Raw genomic sequence first — 13,397 nt, forward strand, 5'->3', positions numbered from 1 at the left:
AGTCACGAGTGGCTTCCTGAGGTGACGCTGGACAGCGTCGAGGAGCCCATGCGGGGGGTGGCCGATGCTGCAACGATGGTAGGCATGACCGGTGAACTCGGTAATCGACTGGCTCTGATCGGAGCTGGTCTGCTTCGGGTTCGGAGGTTCGTTCGGGCTCCCATCCGGTTCCGGGCCGGTTCGTCGTGGTCTCCGGCTTCGGCAGCCGAGACGCACCCTCGGGCCTGGGCGAATCTGAGACCCGTCCTGGAAACGACACTGGGCAAGAGCATCCATGAGGATGGAACCCGACTGCCGATGATCGCCTTCGACGTCGTCGCTCGCCGGTGAGCGCGGCCGGCGGCTCCCGAGGTTTCGTTGCAGCGCAACGTTGGAGGTCACTGGGTTGGACCAGTGAGATCGTATGGACCAACCCCAACGGGCATCTGCGGTGCGGTGGCCGAACATGTCGTAGTTCTCGAGTAACCTTCTGTATGAATTTCGTTCTCGATCCGCCACAGAAGGGTGCCCGTGAGTTCACGATCGATGGTCGGGCTGTTCGCCGGGATCGGCGGGCTCGAATTGGGGCTTTCGGAGCAAGGCTGGTCTACCGAACTGCTGTGCGAGATCGACCCGGGAGCACAGGCCGTTCTCGGCGCTCGATTCCCCGATACTCCCGTGCACGGTGACGTGACGAAGTTGCGATCGTTGCCTTCGGGCACCGAGTTGGTCGCGGCGGGGTTCCCTTGCCAGGATCTGTCTCAGGCCGGCCTCACTGCGGGTATCACCGGATCTCGTTCCGGGCTCGTCGACGAAGTATTTCGCCTCGTCAAACGACGCAAGGGGCCGCGTTGGCTCCTGATCGAGAACGTCCCCTTCATGCTGCAACTGAGCCGGGGCGCGGCGATGCGTCACATCACCGATGCGTTGTCCGATCTCGGCTACATGTGGGCTTACCGCGTCGTCGACGCTCGGTCGTTCGGGCTTCCGCAGCGGCGTCAGCGGGTTTTGATGCTGGCCTCGCGCACCGAGGATCCGCGAGAGGTGCTGTTCGGGCAGGACGCAGGCCCCGTGCCCGAGGGCGACCCGAGTGAGCAGCCGTGTGGTTTCTACTGGACCGAGGGCACCCGTGGGCTCGGTTGGGCAATCAATGCCGTCCCGACGCTCAAGGGCGGATCGTCGATCGGTATCGCCAGCCCACCAGCCATTCGGTTGCCGTCCGGGGAGATCGTGACGCCGGGCATCATCGGCGCAGAACGCCTGCAGGGCTTCGACCCCGACTGGACGGCGCCCGCGCTGTCGCTGCCCGGGGTACGGGCCGGCCATCGGTGGAAGCTCGTCGGCAATGCGGTCAGTGTGCGGATGGCGTCGTGGGTCGCCACGCAGCTGGATCGGCCGCAACCGCACGACGACTCCGAGGACACCCCGCTTCTACCTGGGCAGGCCTGGCCGACGGCTGCCTGGGGGCGCAACGGTTCTTCGTTTCGAGTCCACCGATCCACCTGGCCTGTGCACGAGCCGTACGAGAATCTCAGCGACTTCCTCGACGACTCTCGGTTGTTGTCCGCCAGGGCCACCGCGGGCTTCCTCAAGCGCGCGAAGATGGGCAACCTTCGATTCGTTCCGGGTTTCCTCGACGACGTGGAGAGCCACCTCGACCGCATGGGCGGGCACCCCACACCTCGCGCCGCATGAGCGATCACTTGTTTCCGGACCCCCCTGCGCTGGCACGGCCATTGATGTTGGCCGGAGACAAGCCATCTCCGAGCGCAGACCGCAGCGACAAGAAGAACTACGCCCAACGCTTGTCGAACCATCTCGCGCAGACGGTCGCCGACGCTTTGCGGCCCCACTATCCGGGAATCACTCCCGACGCGATGGGGATGGGCCAGGAAGCGCAGGTCGACGTCGCAAAGGGCCGTAAAAGACTCGACGTCAAAGCGCTCGATCCGACGCTGGGTCTGATTCTGTGTGTGTCGATCAAGACCTACAGCTTTCAGGACTACAGCCCGAGGACCGGCAAGTTGGGTCGTTGGACCAAGAACATCGTCCGAAACGATCACGAACTGCGCGGTGAGGCGATGGTGTTGCATCAGCGCCAGCCGTACAGCGTCCTGATCGCAGTCATGTTCGAGCCGCTGTCGACGTGCGATGACGGAGATCCGGCGAAGGCGAGCGACATCGGCAAGTCCTCGTTCGCGCATCATGTGACGACGCTGTCCAAGCGATCCGGTCGCGGCAAGCGTCCGGTCGTCGGCGGGACCGGGAAAATGTGGGTCGATCTGGGTGCCGAGGACACTCGTTACGACCTGTTCGAGAAGGTGTTCATCGGCCTGTACGAGCCGGACGGCCCTGATCGCGGTGCGGTCCGGTTCTTCGACGTCGACGAGTCCCCACCGCGGAACGGACGTCCTTCCGTCGCCCAGACATTGTCGTTCGAGGAGTTCGTCGCTCTCGTGCACGGCGAGGTCGAGCGCAGAAACCGATTTGCGCCCAACTGGTCCGAACCCGAAGACAGCGAAGACAGCTAGTTCACGTGGCCGATCGCCCGCGCACCGATGCCGCAACCAGTGCGCGTCTGAGCAAGCAGCGTCGGCGCGATACGGGCCCCGAACTGGCGCTGCGTCGTGAACTCCATCGCCGGGGCCTGCGCTACTTCGTCGATCGAGCTCCGCTGAAAGGTTTACGCCGACGCGCCGACGTCGTGTTCCCTCGACACAGAGTGGCCGTGTACGTCGACGGCTGTTTCTGGCACAGCTGCCCTGTTCACGCCACCTCACCCCGAAACAATGCGCAGTGGTGGACCGACAAACTTGCCGCCAACGTGGCCCGCGACCGTGATACCGATGCCCGATTGGATGCTGCGGGGTGGACCGTCGTACGCGTGTGGGAGCACGAGGCGGCCCAAGACGGGGCCGACAAGGTCACTCGGGCGCTCTACGAGGACGGCTCGGCACCGCCGCAGAACTAGAGTGCGGGAGTGACGCGACGGAGAGCCACCACACTGATGGTGATTTTGACATTCACTGGGGTGTTGTACTCGGCATGGGTGGCGGAGTTCTTCCTCGACACAGGACTGGATCCGGCGCGCTCGTTTCTCAGTGAGCTCGATGCTGCAGATCAGCCTTACAAGAAGTTCTTCGGCACGGCCGATCTGATCACCGGGCTGCTCCTCGTACTCGCCTCGGTCCTGGGGTTGTACTGGAGTAAGCGACATCGCCTCACGACACCCGGCTGGATCGCCCTCGGCATTTTCGGGATTGCCACGATCGCAGACTCCCAGTTGCCGATCGAGTGTGTGGCCGAAAACGACCCCAGCTGCCCTGTCGAGCCGAGCGGTCTCTTTCCACAGTTGCATCACATTCATGCGCTCACCAGCACGATTGCAGTATTTGCCGTGTTCACCGCCATGCTCGCGTTCACGGTAGCGTCGTTTCGCTATCGGTCGATGCCGCTCCTGTGCATTGCCGGCACAGCGGTTCTGATCATCACCTCGGCGGCGACGGCGTGGTTGATGATCGCCGACAATCTGCCCGGTGAGTACCGACTCGGTATCGCGCAGCGGATTCAAGTCGGGGGAATCTCGCTGTACCTCATCCTCCTGGGCGTGAGCGTAGGCCGCAACGGGGCTCGGTGAACATGAAAGTTGTGTGCGGTTCGCCACCGAGAGTCGCTCTGAGAAGGTAGCTTTCCGGTGTATGTCGGGAAAAGATCGAGCACTGAGCATCGTCCGAACTCATTGGATATCCATCATCCTGGTGATTCTCGCGGCGGTATTCATCGCCCAGAACCGGTACAGCACCACCATCGAGCTGTTCTGGCTGAACGTCACCTCACCACTGTGGCTGATCCTGCTGGTGCTGTTCGCTGTCGGGTTCGCGGCAGGTCGCCTCGGTGCCGGGCGCAAGGTTCCGAAGAAATAGACTCGGGCTCATGTCGTTCACCGCCACCCCACTCGCCGGTACCAAGACCGAGCAGTACGCCCAATTGGTACAGCAGGCTCGAGCGCTGGTGTCCGGGGAATCGGATCGCATCGCCAATGCCGCCAACATTTCGGCTCTGGCCTATCACGCTCTCCCCGAGGTCAATTGGGTCGGTTTCTACCTGTACGACGGCGACGAGCTCGTCGTCGGACCGTTTCAAGGGCAGCCTGCGTGTGTGCGCATCGCGCTCGACAAAGGAGTGTGCGGAGCCGCAGCGACGACACTCGAGACCCAGTGCGTCGAGGACGTCCAGGCCTTCCCCGGGCATATCGCCTGTGATGCTGCCACGCGATCGGAGCTGGTGGTTCCGCTCAGCCTCGACGGCAAGTTGATCGGAGTCTTCGACTTCGACAGCCCGAGACCGAATCGATTCGATGCCGACGATCAGGCCGGTCTCGAAGCACTGGCGCGAGTGTTTCTCTCCTCACTGGGCGAGCACTGACTCGGCAGCATCCGACGCTGCCTCGAAGTACCACGCCATCACCAGCGCACCCGGGTCGGTGACACCGCGGGCCGCCTCGCCGACGTACGACGCACGGCCACGGTTCGCCGTCAGTTCCCTGGTGGATGCGGCACCTTCCATGGCAGCCACGGCGGCCGCCTGGAGCCCGGCAACCAGTGACGTCGCCCCTTCCAACGCTGCCCCTTCCAACGCTGCCACGGCAGGAGCAATAGCGTCGACCATGGTCTTGTCGCCGACCTGCGCGCCGCCGAGCTCGGTGATGCTGTCCAGTCCGTGCCGTGCGGCGCGCGCGATGGCGTCGAGGTCTACGGTCTTACCGAGTGCACGGTAGAACTGCCGAAACCATAGCCCGAACAGTGCACCGGACGTTCCGCCCGCGTGACCCAGGTATGCCTCGGACACCGCCTCGAATACTGTTGCAGCCGGGAGTTCTTCGCGGATGCTGTCGAGATCGAGCCGATGGAGCGCGGCCACCATGTTGGTTCCGAAGTCCCCATCCCCGGCTTTCCGGTCCAGATCTGTCAAGTCCGGTTCTTCGTCGAGCACTCGCCGCACCCAACTCGATACCCATTCACCCACGAATATGCTTGCGTCACTGCTCGTTACACTAGGGGTGAAGCTCGGACCGAAACTGCCTCGTTCGCCGACACCGTGATACTCCGATTGCGCAGCATTGGGCCACCCGGGCGCGGATGTCGGCGCATCCCACAGTCGAAGAATCTCCTCGTCGACACGGACTAGCGTGATCGAAGCGCCTGCCATGTTCAGCGCCGTCACGAAGGTGCCGACGAGAGTGCGGGCTATAGTAATTCCCTTGTCCGACAGGTACTCTGCCAGCTCACCGAACAGTAGATGCAGCTCCAGCGGATGGGTGCCGCCCAGACCGTTGACGAATGCGAGCACGGTGTCACCGCGTTCGAGCGCGAGCGAAGCCACCACGGCGCCCGTCAGCTCGGCGACGATGTCTCGCGCCGACATCGTCGGAACACGAGACGTTCCGCGCTCGCCGTGGATACCGATGCCCAATTCGATCTCGTCTTCGGGCAGGTCGAACGACGGCGCAGCCGAACCGGGAAGAGTGCACGGCCCCAGGGCCACCGCCATGCTCCGCGCGTTCGACGCCACCCGACGACCCAGCGCTGCAACCGCCTCGAGCGAGTCGCCCCGTTGCGCCGCTGCACCACATACCTTTTCGACGACGACCGTCGCTGCAGTCCCGCGGCGGCCGGGGCCGTCCCCGTCGGATCGTTCGGTTGCGACGTCGTCGTCGACCAGAACGAAATCTGTTTCGATACCGTCCTCGCGCAACAACTCCCGCGCGATGTGGAAGTTCATCACGTCACCGGTGTAGTTCTTGACGATGTGCAACACGCCGCCGCCTGCACTGATCGCCCTGGACGCTTCATGCACCTGCAGTGCGTTCGGAGAGGTGAACACCAGCCCAGGGCAGACTGCGGTGAGCATCCCTTCGCCGATGAAGCCTGCGTGCATCGGTTCGTGGCCTGATCCGCCACCCGACAGCAACGCGACCCTGCCCTGCGGGATTCGGTCGCGTCGGGAAAGAAATCCTGGATCGGGCTGCCAGGCAATATCGTCGGTGGAAGCCACCAGGCCGCGTAGTGCGTCGGCAACAAACGTGTCGGCTGAGTTGACGAACATCTCTCCACACTAGCCAGAGAGCGACTGCAGTCCTGATCGACGTGGCAACTGTTCTCGATGCGACTTCGCCTCGACTGCTCATTATTGCTGGTCGCCACCGATAGGGTGGCGGTATGGAATTCGTATACAACGTCGTGGTGCTGGTGCACCTTGTCGCAATGGCCGCCATCGTGGGCGGGTATCTCACAGTAATAAAGGCACCGCGCATCACCGAGGTGATGGTGTGGGGCGCGCGGATCGCGTTCTTGGCCGGCATCGTCCTCGTCGGATTGGGCGAGAGCGTGGATTCGCTGGGCAAGGACTACAACATGGGGAAGATCGGCGTGAAGTTGCTCGTCGGCTTGGCGGTCGTCGCCTGTGCCGAGATCGCGCGCGCCCGGCAGAAGCGCTCCGAGCCAGTAGTGAACCTGGTACATGCTGCCGGTGGACTGGCGATCGTGAATGTGATTGTCGCCGTGCTCTGGAACTAGCGCACAAGAATAGACCGACACTGCGTCGACCCTGCGCCTATTTCGGTCATAGGCAGATCCGATTCGCCGAAGGTAACCTTTGCCCGTGCCAGACAACAAGCAGCGAAATGTCATTCTCACCGGCGGAAACACTGGTATCGGTTACTTCACAGCACTCGAACTGGTCAAGCAGGGCGACCACGTCACTTTGGCCTGCCGAAACTTGGACAAGGCGAACAGGGCGGCGGAGAAAATCGCCGTAGAGGCACCCGAAGGTACCGTCGACACCGCACATCTCGACCTCGCCGACCTCGGTTCGGTCCGCGAGTTCGCCGAGTCCGCCCCGAGGACTCTCGACGTTCTGATCAACAATGCGGGCGTGATGATGCCGGCGAGGAGAGCGGAAACCAAGGATGGTTTCGAGCTCCAATTCGGAACCAACCACCTGGGGCACTTCGCCCTGACCGGCCACCTGCTGCCGAATTTGCGTGCAGCAGATCACGCGACGGTCGTGACCGTCTCCTCGGTTGCGCACAAGCAGGGACCGAAGTTGGACTTCGACGACCTGCAAGCCATCAACGGTTATCAACCGCAGCGGATGTATGCCAATTCGAAGCTCGCGAATCTACTGTTCGCTCTCGAACTGCAACGCAGGCTGGACAGGGCGGGAATCCCGATCACCAGCAATGCAGCGCACCCGGGTATTTCCGAGACTGCGCTCTACACCAGCCCGGACGGTTTGGGGAGTTCGAAGATCGCCGCCCTCGCAGCGTCGATAGGGATCAAGTTCATATCCCAGTCCGCACGCGCAGGTGCTCTTCCTACGCTGTACGCCCTCGAGAGCGGCGGGCCGGGCTCGTACAGCGGACCTACCTCGTTGTTCGAATCCAGGGGCGTCCCCGGTCCGGCCAAAATGTCGTCCAAAGCTCAGGACGCGGAACTTGCCGAAAAGCTTTGGTACGCAAGTGAAAGACTCACCGGGATCACGTATGACTTTGGAAAGTAACTGAACGCTCTTGTGTAGCAATCACTTCTACCGCGACAGCCAACCGGCCGGACAATCTCGAACGAACGGGAGCACACAGTGATCGACAAGGACAGCATCGTAAAGGCACTCGTCGAGGAGTGGGCATCCATCGACGCGCTGGTGCGCGATCTGGACGAAGACCAGTGGGCCGCTACCACGCCCTGCCCGGGCTGGAGCGTTCACAATGTGATCGCGCATATCGTCGGCACCGAGCTCTCGCTCGCCGGGCAAACGCCTCCTGGATCCGACATCGACGTCAGCACACTCGCGCACGTACACAACGACATGGGCGTGCTCAACGAAAAGTGGATTCAGGCGTTCAGTCTACTGAGCCCCGCCGAGTTGATCGAGCGGTTCCGGACGGTCACGGGCGATCGAGCTCGGACGCTCGAAGCGATGTCGGACGAGGACTTCGCAGCACCTTCGTGGACCCCCGCCGGACAAGCGACGTACGGACGATTCATGCGTATCCGAGTATTCGACTGCTGGATGCACGAGCAGGACATCCGCGACGCCATCGGGACGCCCGGCGGTATGGACAGCGTCTCCGCCGACTACTCGGTCGACGAAATCGTCCAAGGACTCGGATACATCGTCGGCAAACTAGGCAAAGCACCCGACGGCTCGTCGGTCACCTTCGACCTGACCGGTAGCCGGCCCCGCCGCGCGCACGTCGACGTCACCGGGCGAGCACAGGTCGTCGAAGAACTGGCCGGCCCCGCGACGGTCACGATCGTGCTGCCGACCGGGGATTTTACAAGACTGTGTGGTGGCCGGATCGACGCTTCCGTTGCGCTCGACCGGATCGAAACTCTCGGCGATGAGGCGCTCGGCCTGCAGATCGTCCAATCGTTGGCGTTCACCAAATAGTTCCTGCCCGCGCTACGCCCCGGGGCCGTCGAGATATCTGGCTACCGGGGCACGTAGAGACTCGGCTCGGTACCCACGCATCAACGCAACCGCGATGAGCCCTTCGCACAAGGCGAGAAATCCCTCTCCTTGCCCTTCGTCGCCGAGCAGCTCAACGGCACCCTCGACTGAAAACAGACACCGCGCCAGACGCTCGCGTGCAGCGGGATCGACGGTCGGATCGATGGTCAGCGCGTGCCGTGCTCTCAGTTGATCCGCACGTTCGGTCAGGAGATCTGCCAGATAGGCGACCGTCGTCTCCACGGGATCGCCGGAGGTCGCTTGTCCGAACGCTGCACGTGATGACTCCGTGATTCGTTCGGCCACCGCGAGCTTCGCAGCGGGATGTGGCGGCCTCGACATGGCGAGGATTTCGAGCAGACTGTGCGAGCTGACTGAAGAAAGTAAGAGAGACACCCACTGCTGACGGCGGTCGGGGGCGACAGCAGCAGCGGGTGTCTCATTGTTCATTCGCCGCAGGTGGGAAGGCGGATGGGTCAGGGTTGAAAATTTCTTTTTCCTGGCGAACGGAATAGTTCTCACGGGTACCTGGTTACCGTAGAAGTCAATGCAAACGCATGAACTTTAGTCTCGACAACTCGGTGCTAGGAGCAGACATGCAATTCGGAATCTTCACCGTCGGCGACGTCACGGTCGACCCGACCACAGGGCAGGCGCCCGCCGAGCATGAGCGCATCAAGGCGATGGTCACCATCGCCAAGCACGCCGAGGACGTCGGCCTCGACGTCTTCGCGACGGGAGAACATCACAACCGTCCATTCGTACCGTCCTCACCGACGACGATGCTCGGATACATTGCTGCCCAGACCGAGAAGCTGATTCTTTCCACGTCCACGACACTGATCACCACCAACGACCCGGTGAAGATCGCCGAGGACTACGCAATGCTTCAGCATCTCTCCGAAGGACGCGTCGACCTCATCATGGGCCGCGGCAACTCGGCACCGGTGTATCCATGGTTCGGTCAGGACATCCGTCAGGGCATTCCACTGGCCCTCGAGAACTACCAGCTGCTCCGACGCCTGTGGACCGAGGATGTCGTCACCTGGAAGGGCAACTTCCGCACCCCGCTCGACAACTTCACCTCCACGCCCCGCCCACTCGACGACATTCCGCCGTTCGTCTGGCACGGTTCGATTCGGAGCCCGGAGATAGCCGAGATCGCGGCGTACCACGGCGACGGATTCTTCGCGAACAACATCTTCTGGCCGAAGGAGCACTACATTGCGCTCATCGATCTCTACCGCGAACGCTACGAGCACTACGGACACGGCCGCGCAGACCAGGCGATCGTCGGCCTCGGTGGCCAGGCGTTCATGAGGAAGAACAGTCAGGATGCGGTGAACGAGTTCCGTCCATACTTCGACAACGCGCCCGTGTACGGACACGGCCCGACCATGGAGGAGTTCACCGAGCAGACCCCACTGACGGTCGGTTCACCGCAGCAGGTGATCGAGAAGACGTTGGCGTTCGCAGACTTCTTCGGTGACTACCAACGCCAGTTGTTCCTGATGGATCACGCTGGGCTGCCCCTGAAGACCGTACTCGAGCAGCTCGACCTTCTCGGCGAGGAAGTGGTGCCGACACTGCGCAAGGAATTCGCTGCACGTCGCCCCGAAGGAGTCCCGGAGAACCCGCCAACGCACTCGACGATGCTTGCGAAAAAGAATGCTGTCAGTGTCTCCGTCTAGCACCGAGCTGGCAGTCGATGCCTGGGAGGCCTTGTTTCGCTCCCAGGTATCTCTGATGCGTCGGTTCACCGCCGACGACATCTGGGATCCGATCAGCCTGCGCGAATACGACGTCCTGTTCACATTGAGCAAGTGTCCCGAATCGGGGCTTCGGCTTCATGATCTGAATCGCGAAATCCTGCTCAGTCAACCCTCGCTCAGCAGGATGTGCGAGCGGCTCGAAAAGCTGGGATATGTAGCCCGACAGCAGGATCCGGACGACAAGCGTGGAACTGTCGTCGCACTCACCGACAAGGGACTTGCGGTCCAGCGGTCTATCGGCCTCAAACACGTTTCCCGAATACGGCGGTATGTCGGCGAGGCACTCGACGACCAGGAATTGGCCCAGCTCGAAAGGCTGTGCACCAAACTCCGACTCGCACAGGTCGACATCGGGGAGTGAGCTAGAAGAGAGTCGCTACCTCGTCGGCAGGTTGTGCGGCCTTGGCTTGCTTGCTCGCAACCGGCTTGTTCGGCGCAACCTTCGCAGGCGCAGCCTTCGCAGGTACAGCCTTCGCAGGCGCAGCCTTCCCGGCCGTTGCCACTGCTCCGGAAGCGGCGACGGCGCGCGCGGCTTCACCGGCCAGAGCGTCGGCAGCTTCGTTGAAGTGATTTCCGACGTGTCCGCGTACCCAACGGAACCGGACCGGCCCGGTGCGCTCGGTGATCGCGGCATCGATGCTCTTGATGAGTTCGATGTTGCTGACCGGGGAACCGGAGGAGGTTATCCACCCTTTGCGCTTCCATCCGGGAAGCCATTCGGATGCGCACTTGATGGCGTACTGGGAATCCGACTCGATGGACAACGGCTCGTCGCCGGGATGGGCGAGAATTGCTTCGAGGAGAGCCCGTAACTCGGCGATCTGATTGGTTCCCGACGGCTCGCCGCCGGAGTTGCTGGGACCGGTGTGATCGACCCAAGCCCACCCGATTGCGCCTCCCGGATTACGCAGACACGAGCCGTCCGTACTCACAATGATCACGAAGCAGGACCCTACTTCGGTCCTCCGACAAACAACAGGCGCCGCGCTGGATTGGATAGTGTCGGTGCGAAACTGAAACCGGCAGGATCATCACGTGTGAGCAATTGCGTGCCCTCGTCGTTCGAAGCTCTTGTCGCCCGGGAATCCGACGGGATCGTGCTCGCTCCGGAATCGGTGGACTTGTCGTTTCCACCGGCGCCCGCCGACCGATCGGGCGTAGTCACCATCGCTGTGCAGTATTCGTCGGTCGACTTCGACGACGCTTTGGCGATCACTCCGAAAAATGGCGTCGTACGCGAAATCCGATCATTCCCGGAAGCGATATCGCGGACCCGTCGTCGATTCCACGAGCAGCGACTTCACTGGCGGGCAATCCGAGGTCGCTCACGGGTATGACATCGGCGCTGCGCAACACGGTGGTTACTCCGAATTCGCCCGCATACCGGCAGAGTGCGTCGTTCCCCTGACAGCAGTCGAGCGTGGGCGGGCAATCTGGCAGCAACTCGACACCGATATACGTCCGAGACACCTCGCCGCGCACGGCGGAGATTCCCGTGTCCGACGCCCAATCCGCTTTCGACCAGATCCGATAGCGCCGGAACACCGGTCGAACCGTCGTTTCGGTCGCCGGTCGGTTCTGAGCGCTAGGCTCGATCGGACATGATGTCCTCCGATCTCCACGCCGCCACGAACTCGGTCGTGACCGAGTTCGTTTCGGAGCACCCGATGGACGTGGCGATGACGCTTTCCCCGCTTCGTCGAGGCAAAGGTGACCCCACTTTCGAGCGCGACTCAGCGGGCTCGGTGTGGCGAACCTCACGTCTGAAAACAGGCCTTCTCACATACCGCTTGACGCAAATTTCACGGTTCAGCGTTCGAAGCGAAGCCTGGGGACCCGGCGCTGCAGAGTTCACGGGCATGCTGCCCGCCCTACTGGGCATCGACGACGACGCGTCCGATTTCGCGCCCGAGCATCCGACGCTGATTCAGGCACATCGGGAGTTTCCACACCTCCGACTCGGCCGCACCGGCCTTGTCATGGAAGCGTTGGTGCCGGCCATTCTGGAACAGCGTGTGCACGGGATTTCAGCATTCGCGTCGTGGCGCCGACTCGTCACCAAGTTCGGCGAGCGCGCCCCTGGGCCGACGCCGAAGCCGATGTTCGTGCCACCCGCAGCGGAGGTGTGGCGCATGATCCCATCGTGGGAGTTTCATCTGGCGAATGTAGATCCGGCCAGGTCCAAGGCCATAGTTCGCTGCGCCCAGTCGGCCGGCAGGCTCGAAGAGACTGCGACGATGTCCGCCGCGGACGCGATGCGTCGGCTGCGGGCGATTCCGGGGGTCGGCGTCTGGACCGCCGCTGAGGTCGCGCAACGCGCATTCGGAGATCCCGACGCGTTGTCCGTGGGTGACTATCACTTGGCTGCCGTCGTGGGTTGGTCCTTGCTGGGACGCCCCCTCGACGATTCCGGCATGGTCGAGTACCTCGAACCTCTTGCACCACACAGGTTTCGGGCGGTGCGCCTTCTTGCAGTGAGCGGCAAGGCCGTCAAACCGAAGTTCGGACCTCGCACGCCGCTCGTCGACCACACCGGTCACTGACATCATCCGCATCGTGGAGTACAGTTAGTTGAAGCTTCAAGTTCACTAGCAATCGAGGTCCCCATGCCAATCCAACGTCTCAATCACGCCGTCCTCTACGTCGGGAACGTCGAGAGGTCGGTTACGTTCTATACCGACGTCCTCGGTTTTCGGACCACAATGCGGATAGGTACCTCCGCCGCCTTCATGCAGGCAAGTGCGAGCTCCAACGACCACGACCTCGGACTCTTCCACGCGGCCGGTGGGCCGGTCGCACACAAATCCGGGAGCACTGCCGGCCTGTACCACTTGGCGTGGGAAGTTCAGACATTGGCAGACTTGGCCGACATCGCCCAGAAACTTTCGGCCGCAGGCGGACTCGTAGGCGCATCCGACCATGGCACCACCAAGAGCCTCTACGGCAAGGATCCCGACGGTCTCGAATTCGAGATCGTCTGGTTGGTTCCACTGGACCTGCTCGACGCGTACACCATCGAGGCGAGCGCCTCGATTCGGCCGCTGGATCTCGACGCCGAGATCGAGCGATACGGTATCGACACCGCCAGCGGCATCGGTATCTCCAGCCCGGTTGTCGCCCGAGCGGAATAAGTAA

At 62.5% G+C, this 13,397-nt stretch carries 18 protein-coding genes; 15 read left to right on the forward strand and 3 right to left on the reverse strand.

All coding sequences use genetic code 11. The features are described from left to right. Nucleotides 1-21 precede the first annotated feature (21 nt). The 7 genes from BJI47_RS04615 to BJI47_RS04645 all read left to right on the forward strand — a co-directional run bounded on the left by BJI47_RS04615 (nt 22) and on the right by BJI47_RS04645 (nt 4,404). A complete protein-coding gene (locus BJI47_RS04615) occupies nt 22-330 on the forward strand; it encodes a hypothetical protein (protein ID WP_125458662.1) in 309 nt (102 codons plus the stop codon). 195 nt (nt 331-525) lie between these two features. Next, nucleotides 526-1,674: a DNA cytosine methyltransferase gene (locus BJI47_RS04620; RefSeq protein ID WP_088942621.1), complete on the forward strand. Its 1,149-nt coding sequence runs from the start codon at nt 526-528 to the stop codon at nt 1,672-1,674. Beyond that, a complete protein-coding gene (locus BJI47_RS04625) occupies nt 1,671-2,510 on the forward strand; it encodes a hypothetical protein (RefSeq protein WP_088942622.1) in 840 nt (279 codons plus the stop codon). Before BJI47_RS04620 ends, BJI47_RS04625 begins: the two co-directional genes overlap by 4 nt. Before the next feature lie 5 nt (nt 2,511-2,515). Beyond that, nucleotides 2,516-2,950 carry a very short patch repair endonuclease gene (locus BJI47_RS04630; RefSeq protein ID WP_088942623.1) on the forward strand — a complete coding sequence of 145 codons (435 nt, stop codon included), beginning with the start codon at nt 2,516-2,518 and terminating at the stop codon, nt 2,948-2,950. Between the two features lie 9 nt (nt 2,951-2,959). Next, complete coding sequence (locus BJI47_RS04635; RefSeq protein WP_088942624.1) at nt 2,960-3,616, forward strand: DUF998 domain-containing protein; 657 nt, start codon at nt 2,960-2,962, stop codon at nt 3,614-3,616. 61 nt (nt 3,617-3,677) lie between these two features. Then, on the forward strand, nt 3,678-3,902 hold the full coding sequence (locus tag BJI47_RS04640) for a hypothetical protein (RefSeq protein WP_088942625.1): 225 nt from the start codon (nt 3,678-3,680) through the stop codon (nt 3,900-3,902). 10 nt (nt 3,903-3,912) lie between these two features. Beyond that, nucleotides 3,913-4,404: a GAF domain-containing protein gene (locus BJI47_RS04645; RefSeq protein ID WP_088942626.1), complete on the forward strand. Its 492-nt coding sequence runs from the start codon at nt 3,913-3,915 to the stop codon at nt 4,402-4,404. On the opposite strand, the gene BJI47_RS04650 is transcribed toward BJI47_RS04645, so the two are convergent. Continuing rightward, nucleotides 4,387-6,084, reverse strand: a complete 1,698-nt coding sequence (locus BJI47_RS04650) for a dihydroxyacetone kinase family protein (protein ID WP_088942627.1) — start codon at nt 6,082-6,084, stop codon at nt 4,387-4,389. The two genes, BJI47_RS04645 and BJI47_RS04650, sit on opposite strands and share 18 nt — an antisense overlap. A 113-nt stretch (nt 6,085-6,197) precedes the next feature. Between BJI47_RS04650 and BJI47_RS04655 the strand changes: the two genes are divergently transcribed. The 3 genes from BJI47_RS04655 (at nt 6,198) to BJI47_RS04665 (ending at nt 8,430) form a co-directional block, all read left to right on the forward strand. After that, nucleotides 6,198-6,554 (forward strand): hypothetical protein, encoded by a 357-nt coding sequence (locus tag BJI47_RS04655; RefSeq protein WP_088942628.1) that lies wholly within the window; start codon nt 6,198-6,200, stop codon nt 6,552-6,554. 85 nt (nt 6,555-6,639) lie between these two features. Next, nucleotides 6,640-7,539 carry an oxidoreductase gene (locus BJI47_RS04660; RefSeq protein ID WP_088942629.1) on the forward strand — a complete coding sequence of 300 codons (900 nt, stop codon included), beginning with the start codon at nt 6,640-6,642 and terminating at the stop codon, nt 7,537-7,539. A 78-nt stretch (nt 7,540-7,617) separates the two neighbouring features. Next, nucleotides 7,618-8,430, forward strand: a complete 813-nt coding sequence (locus BJI47_RS04665) for a maleylpyruvate isomerase family mycothiol-dependent enzyme (RefSeq protein WP_088942630.1) — start codon at nt 7,618-7,620, stop codon at nt 8,428-8,430. Nucleotides 8,431-8,442: 12 nt separating this feature from the next. Here the strand turns inward: BJI47_RS04665 and BJI47_RS04670 are convergent, their stop codons facing one another. After that, nucleotides 8,443-8,940 carry a hypothetical protein gene (locus BJI47_RS04670; RefSeq protein ID WP_125458663.1) on the reverse strand — a complete coding sequence of 166 codons (498 nt, stop codon included), beginning with the start codon at nt 8,938-8,940 and terminating at the stop codon, nt 8,443-8,445. 146 nt (nt 8,941-9,086) lie between these two features. Here BJI47_RS04670 and BJI47_RS04675 point away from each other — a divergent pair, with 146 nt between their 5' ends. Beyond that, nucleotides 9,087-10,181 (forward strand): LLM class flavin-dependent oxidoreductase, encoded by a 1,095-nt coding sequence (locus tag BJI47_RS04675; protein ID WP_088942632.1) that lies wholly within the window; start codon nt 9,087-9,089, stop codon nt 10,179-10,181. Continuing rightward, a complete protein-coding gene (locus BJI47_RS04680) occupies nt 10,159-10,623 on the forward strand; it encodes a MarR family winged helix-turn-helix transcriptional regulator (RefSeq protein WP_088942633.1) in 465 nt (154 codons plus the stop codon). The genes BJI47_RS04675 and BJI47_RS04680 overlap by 23 nt, the downstream gene beginning before the upstream one ends. 1 nt (nt 10,624) lies before the next feature. Here the strand turns inward: BJI47_RS04680 and BJI47_RS04685 are convergent, their stop codons facing one another. Beyond that, complete coding sequence (locus BJI47_RS04685) at nt 10,625-11,203, reverse strand: ribonuclease H (RefSeq protein ID WP_088942634.1); 579 nt, start codon at nt 11,201-11,203, stop codon at nt 10,625-10,627. Between the two features lie 96 nt (nt 11,204-11,299). Between BJI47_RS04685 and BJI47_RS04690 the strand changes: the two genes are divergently transcribed. From BJI47_RS04690 to BJI47_RS04700, 3 genes are all read left to right on the forward strand, one after another. Beyond that, a complete protein-coding gene (locus BJI47_RS04690) occupies nt 11,300-11,599 on the forward strand; it encodes a hypothetical protein (RefSeq protein WP_254900387.1) in 300 nt (99 codons plus the stop codon). Nucleotides 11,600-11,929: 330 nt separating this feature from the next. Further along, nucleotides 11,930-12,805, forward strand: coding sequence for a DNA-3-methyladenine glycosylase 2 family protein (locus BJI47_RS04695; protein WP_254900395.1), 876 nt, complete (start codon nt 11,930-11,932; stop codon nt 12,803-12,805). A gap of 63 nt (nt 12,806-12,868) precedes the next feature. After that, nucleotides 12,869-13,393, forward strand: coding sequence for a VOC family protein (locus BJI47_RS04700; RefSeq protein WP_088942635.1), 525 nt, complete (start codon nt 12,869-12,871; stop codon nt 13,391-13,393). The last annotated feature ends 4 nt before the right edge of the window (nt 13,394-13,397 follow it).

Source organism: Rhodococcus sp. 1168, assembly GCF_002091955.1.
Classification (GTDB): Bacteria; Actinomycetota; Actinomycetes; order Mycobacteriales; family Mycobacteriaceae; genus Rhodococcoides.

Coding starts and splice junctions, on each gene's coding strand:
- BJI47_RS04620 (WP_088942621.1), top strand. CDS start 526: ATGGTCGGGCTGTTCGCCGGGATCGGCGGGCTCGAATTGGGGCTTTCG.
- BJI47_RS04625 (WP_088942622.1), top strand. CDS start 1,671: ATGAGCGATCACTTGTTTCCGGACCCCCCTGCGCTGGCACGGCCATTG.
- BJI47_RS04640 (WP_088942625.1), top strand. CDS start 3,678: ATGTCGGGAAAAGATCGAGCACTGAGCATCGTCCGAACTCATTGGATA.
- BJI47_RS04645 (WP_088942626.1), top strand. CDS start 3,913: ATGTCGTTCACCGCCACCCCACTCGCCGGTACCAAGACCGAGCAGTAC.
- BJI47_RS04650 (WP_088942627.1), bottom strand. CDS start 6,084: ATGTTCGTCAACTCAGCCGACACGTTTGTTGCCGACGCACTACGCGGC.
- BJI47_RS04655 (WP_088942628.1), top strand. CDS start 6,198: ATGGAATTCGTATACAACGTCGTGGTGCTGGTGCACCTTGTCGCAATG.
- BJI47_RS04670 (WP_125458663.1), bottom strand. CDS start 8,940: ATGAACAATGAGACACCCGCTGCTGCTGTCGCCCCCGACCGCCGTCAG.
- BJI47_RS04675 (WP_088942632.1), top strand. CDS start 9,087: ATGCAATTCGGAATCTTCACCGTCGGCGACGTCACGGTCGACCCGACC.
- BJI47_RS04680 (WP_088942633.1), top strand. CDS start 10,159: ATGCTGTCAGTGTCTCCGTCTAGCACCGAGCTGGCAGTCGATGCCTGG.
- BJI47_RS04695 (WP_254900395.1), top strand. CDS start 11,930: ATGGACGTGGCGATGACGCTTTCCCCGCTTCGTCGAGGCAAAGGTGAC.
- BJI47_RS04700 (WP_088942635.1), top strand. CDS start 12,869: ATGCCAATCCAACGTCTCAATCACGCCGTCCTCTACGTCGGGAACGTC.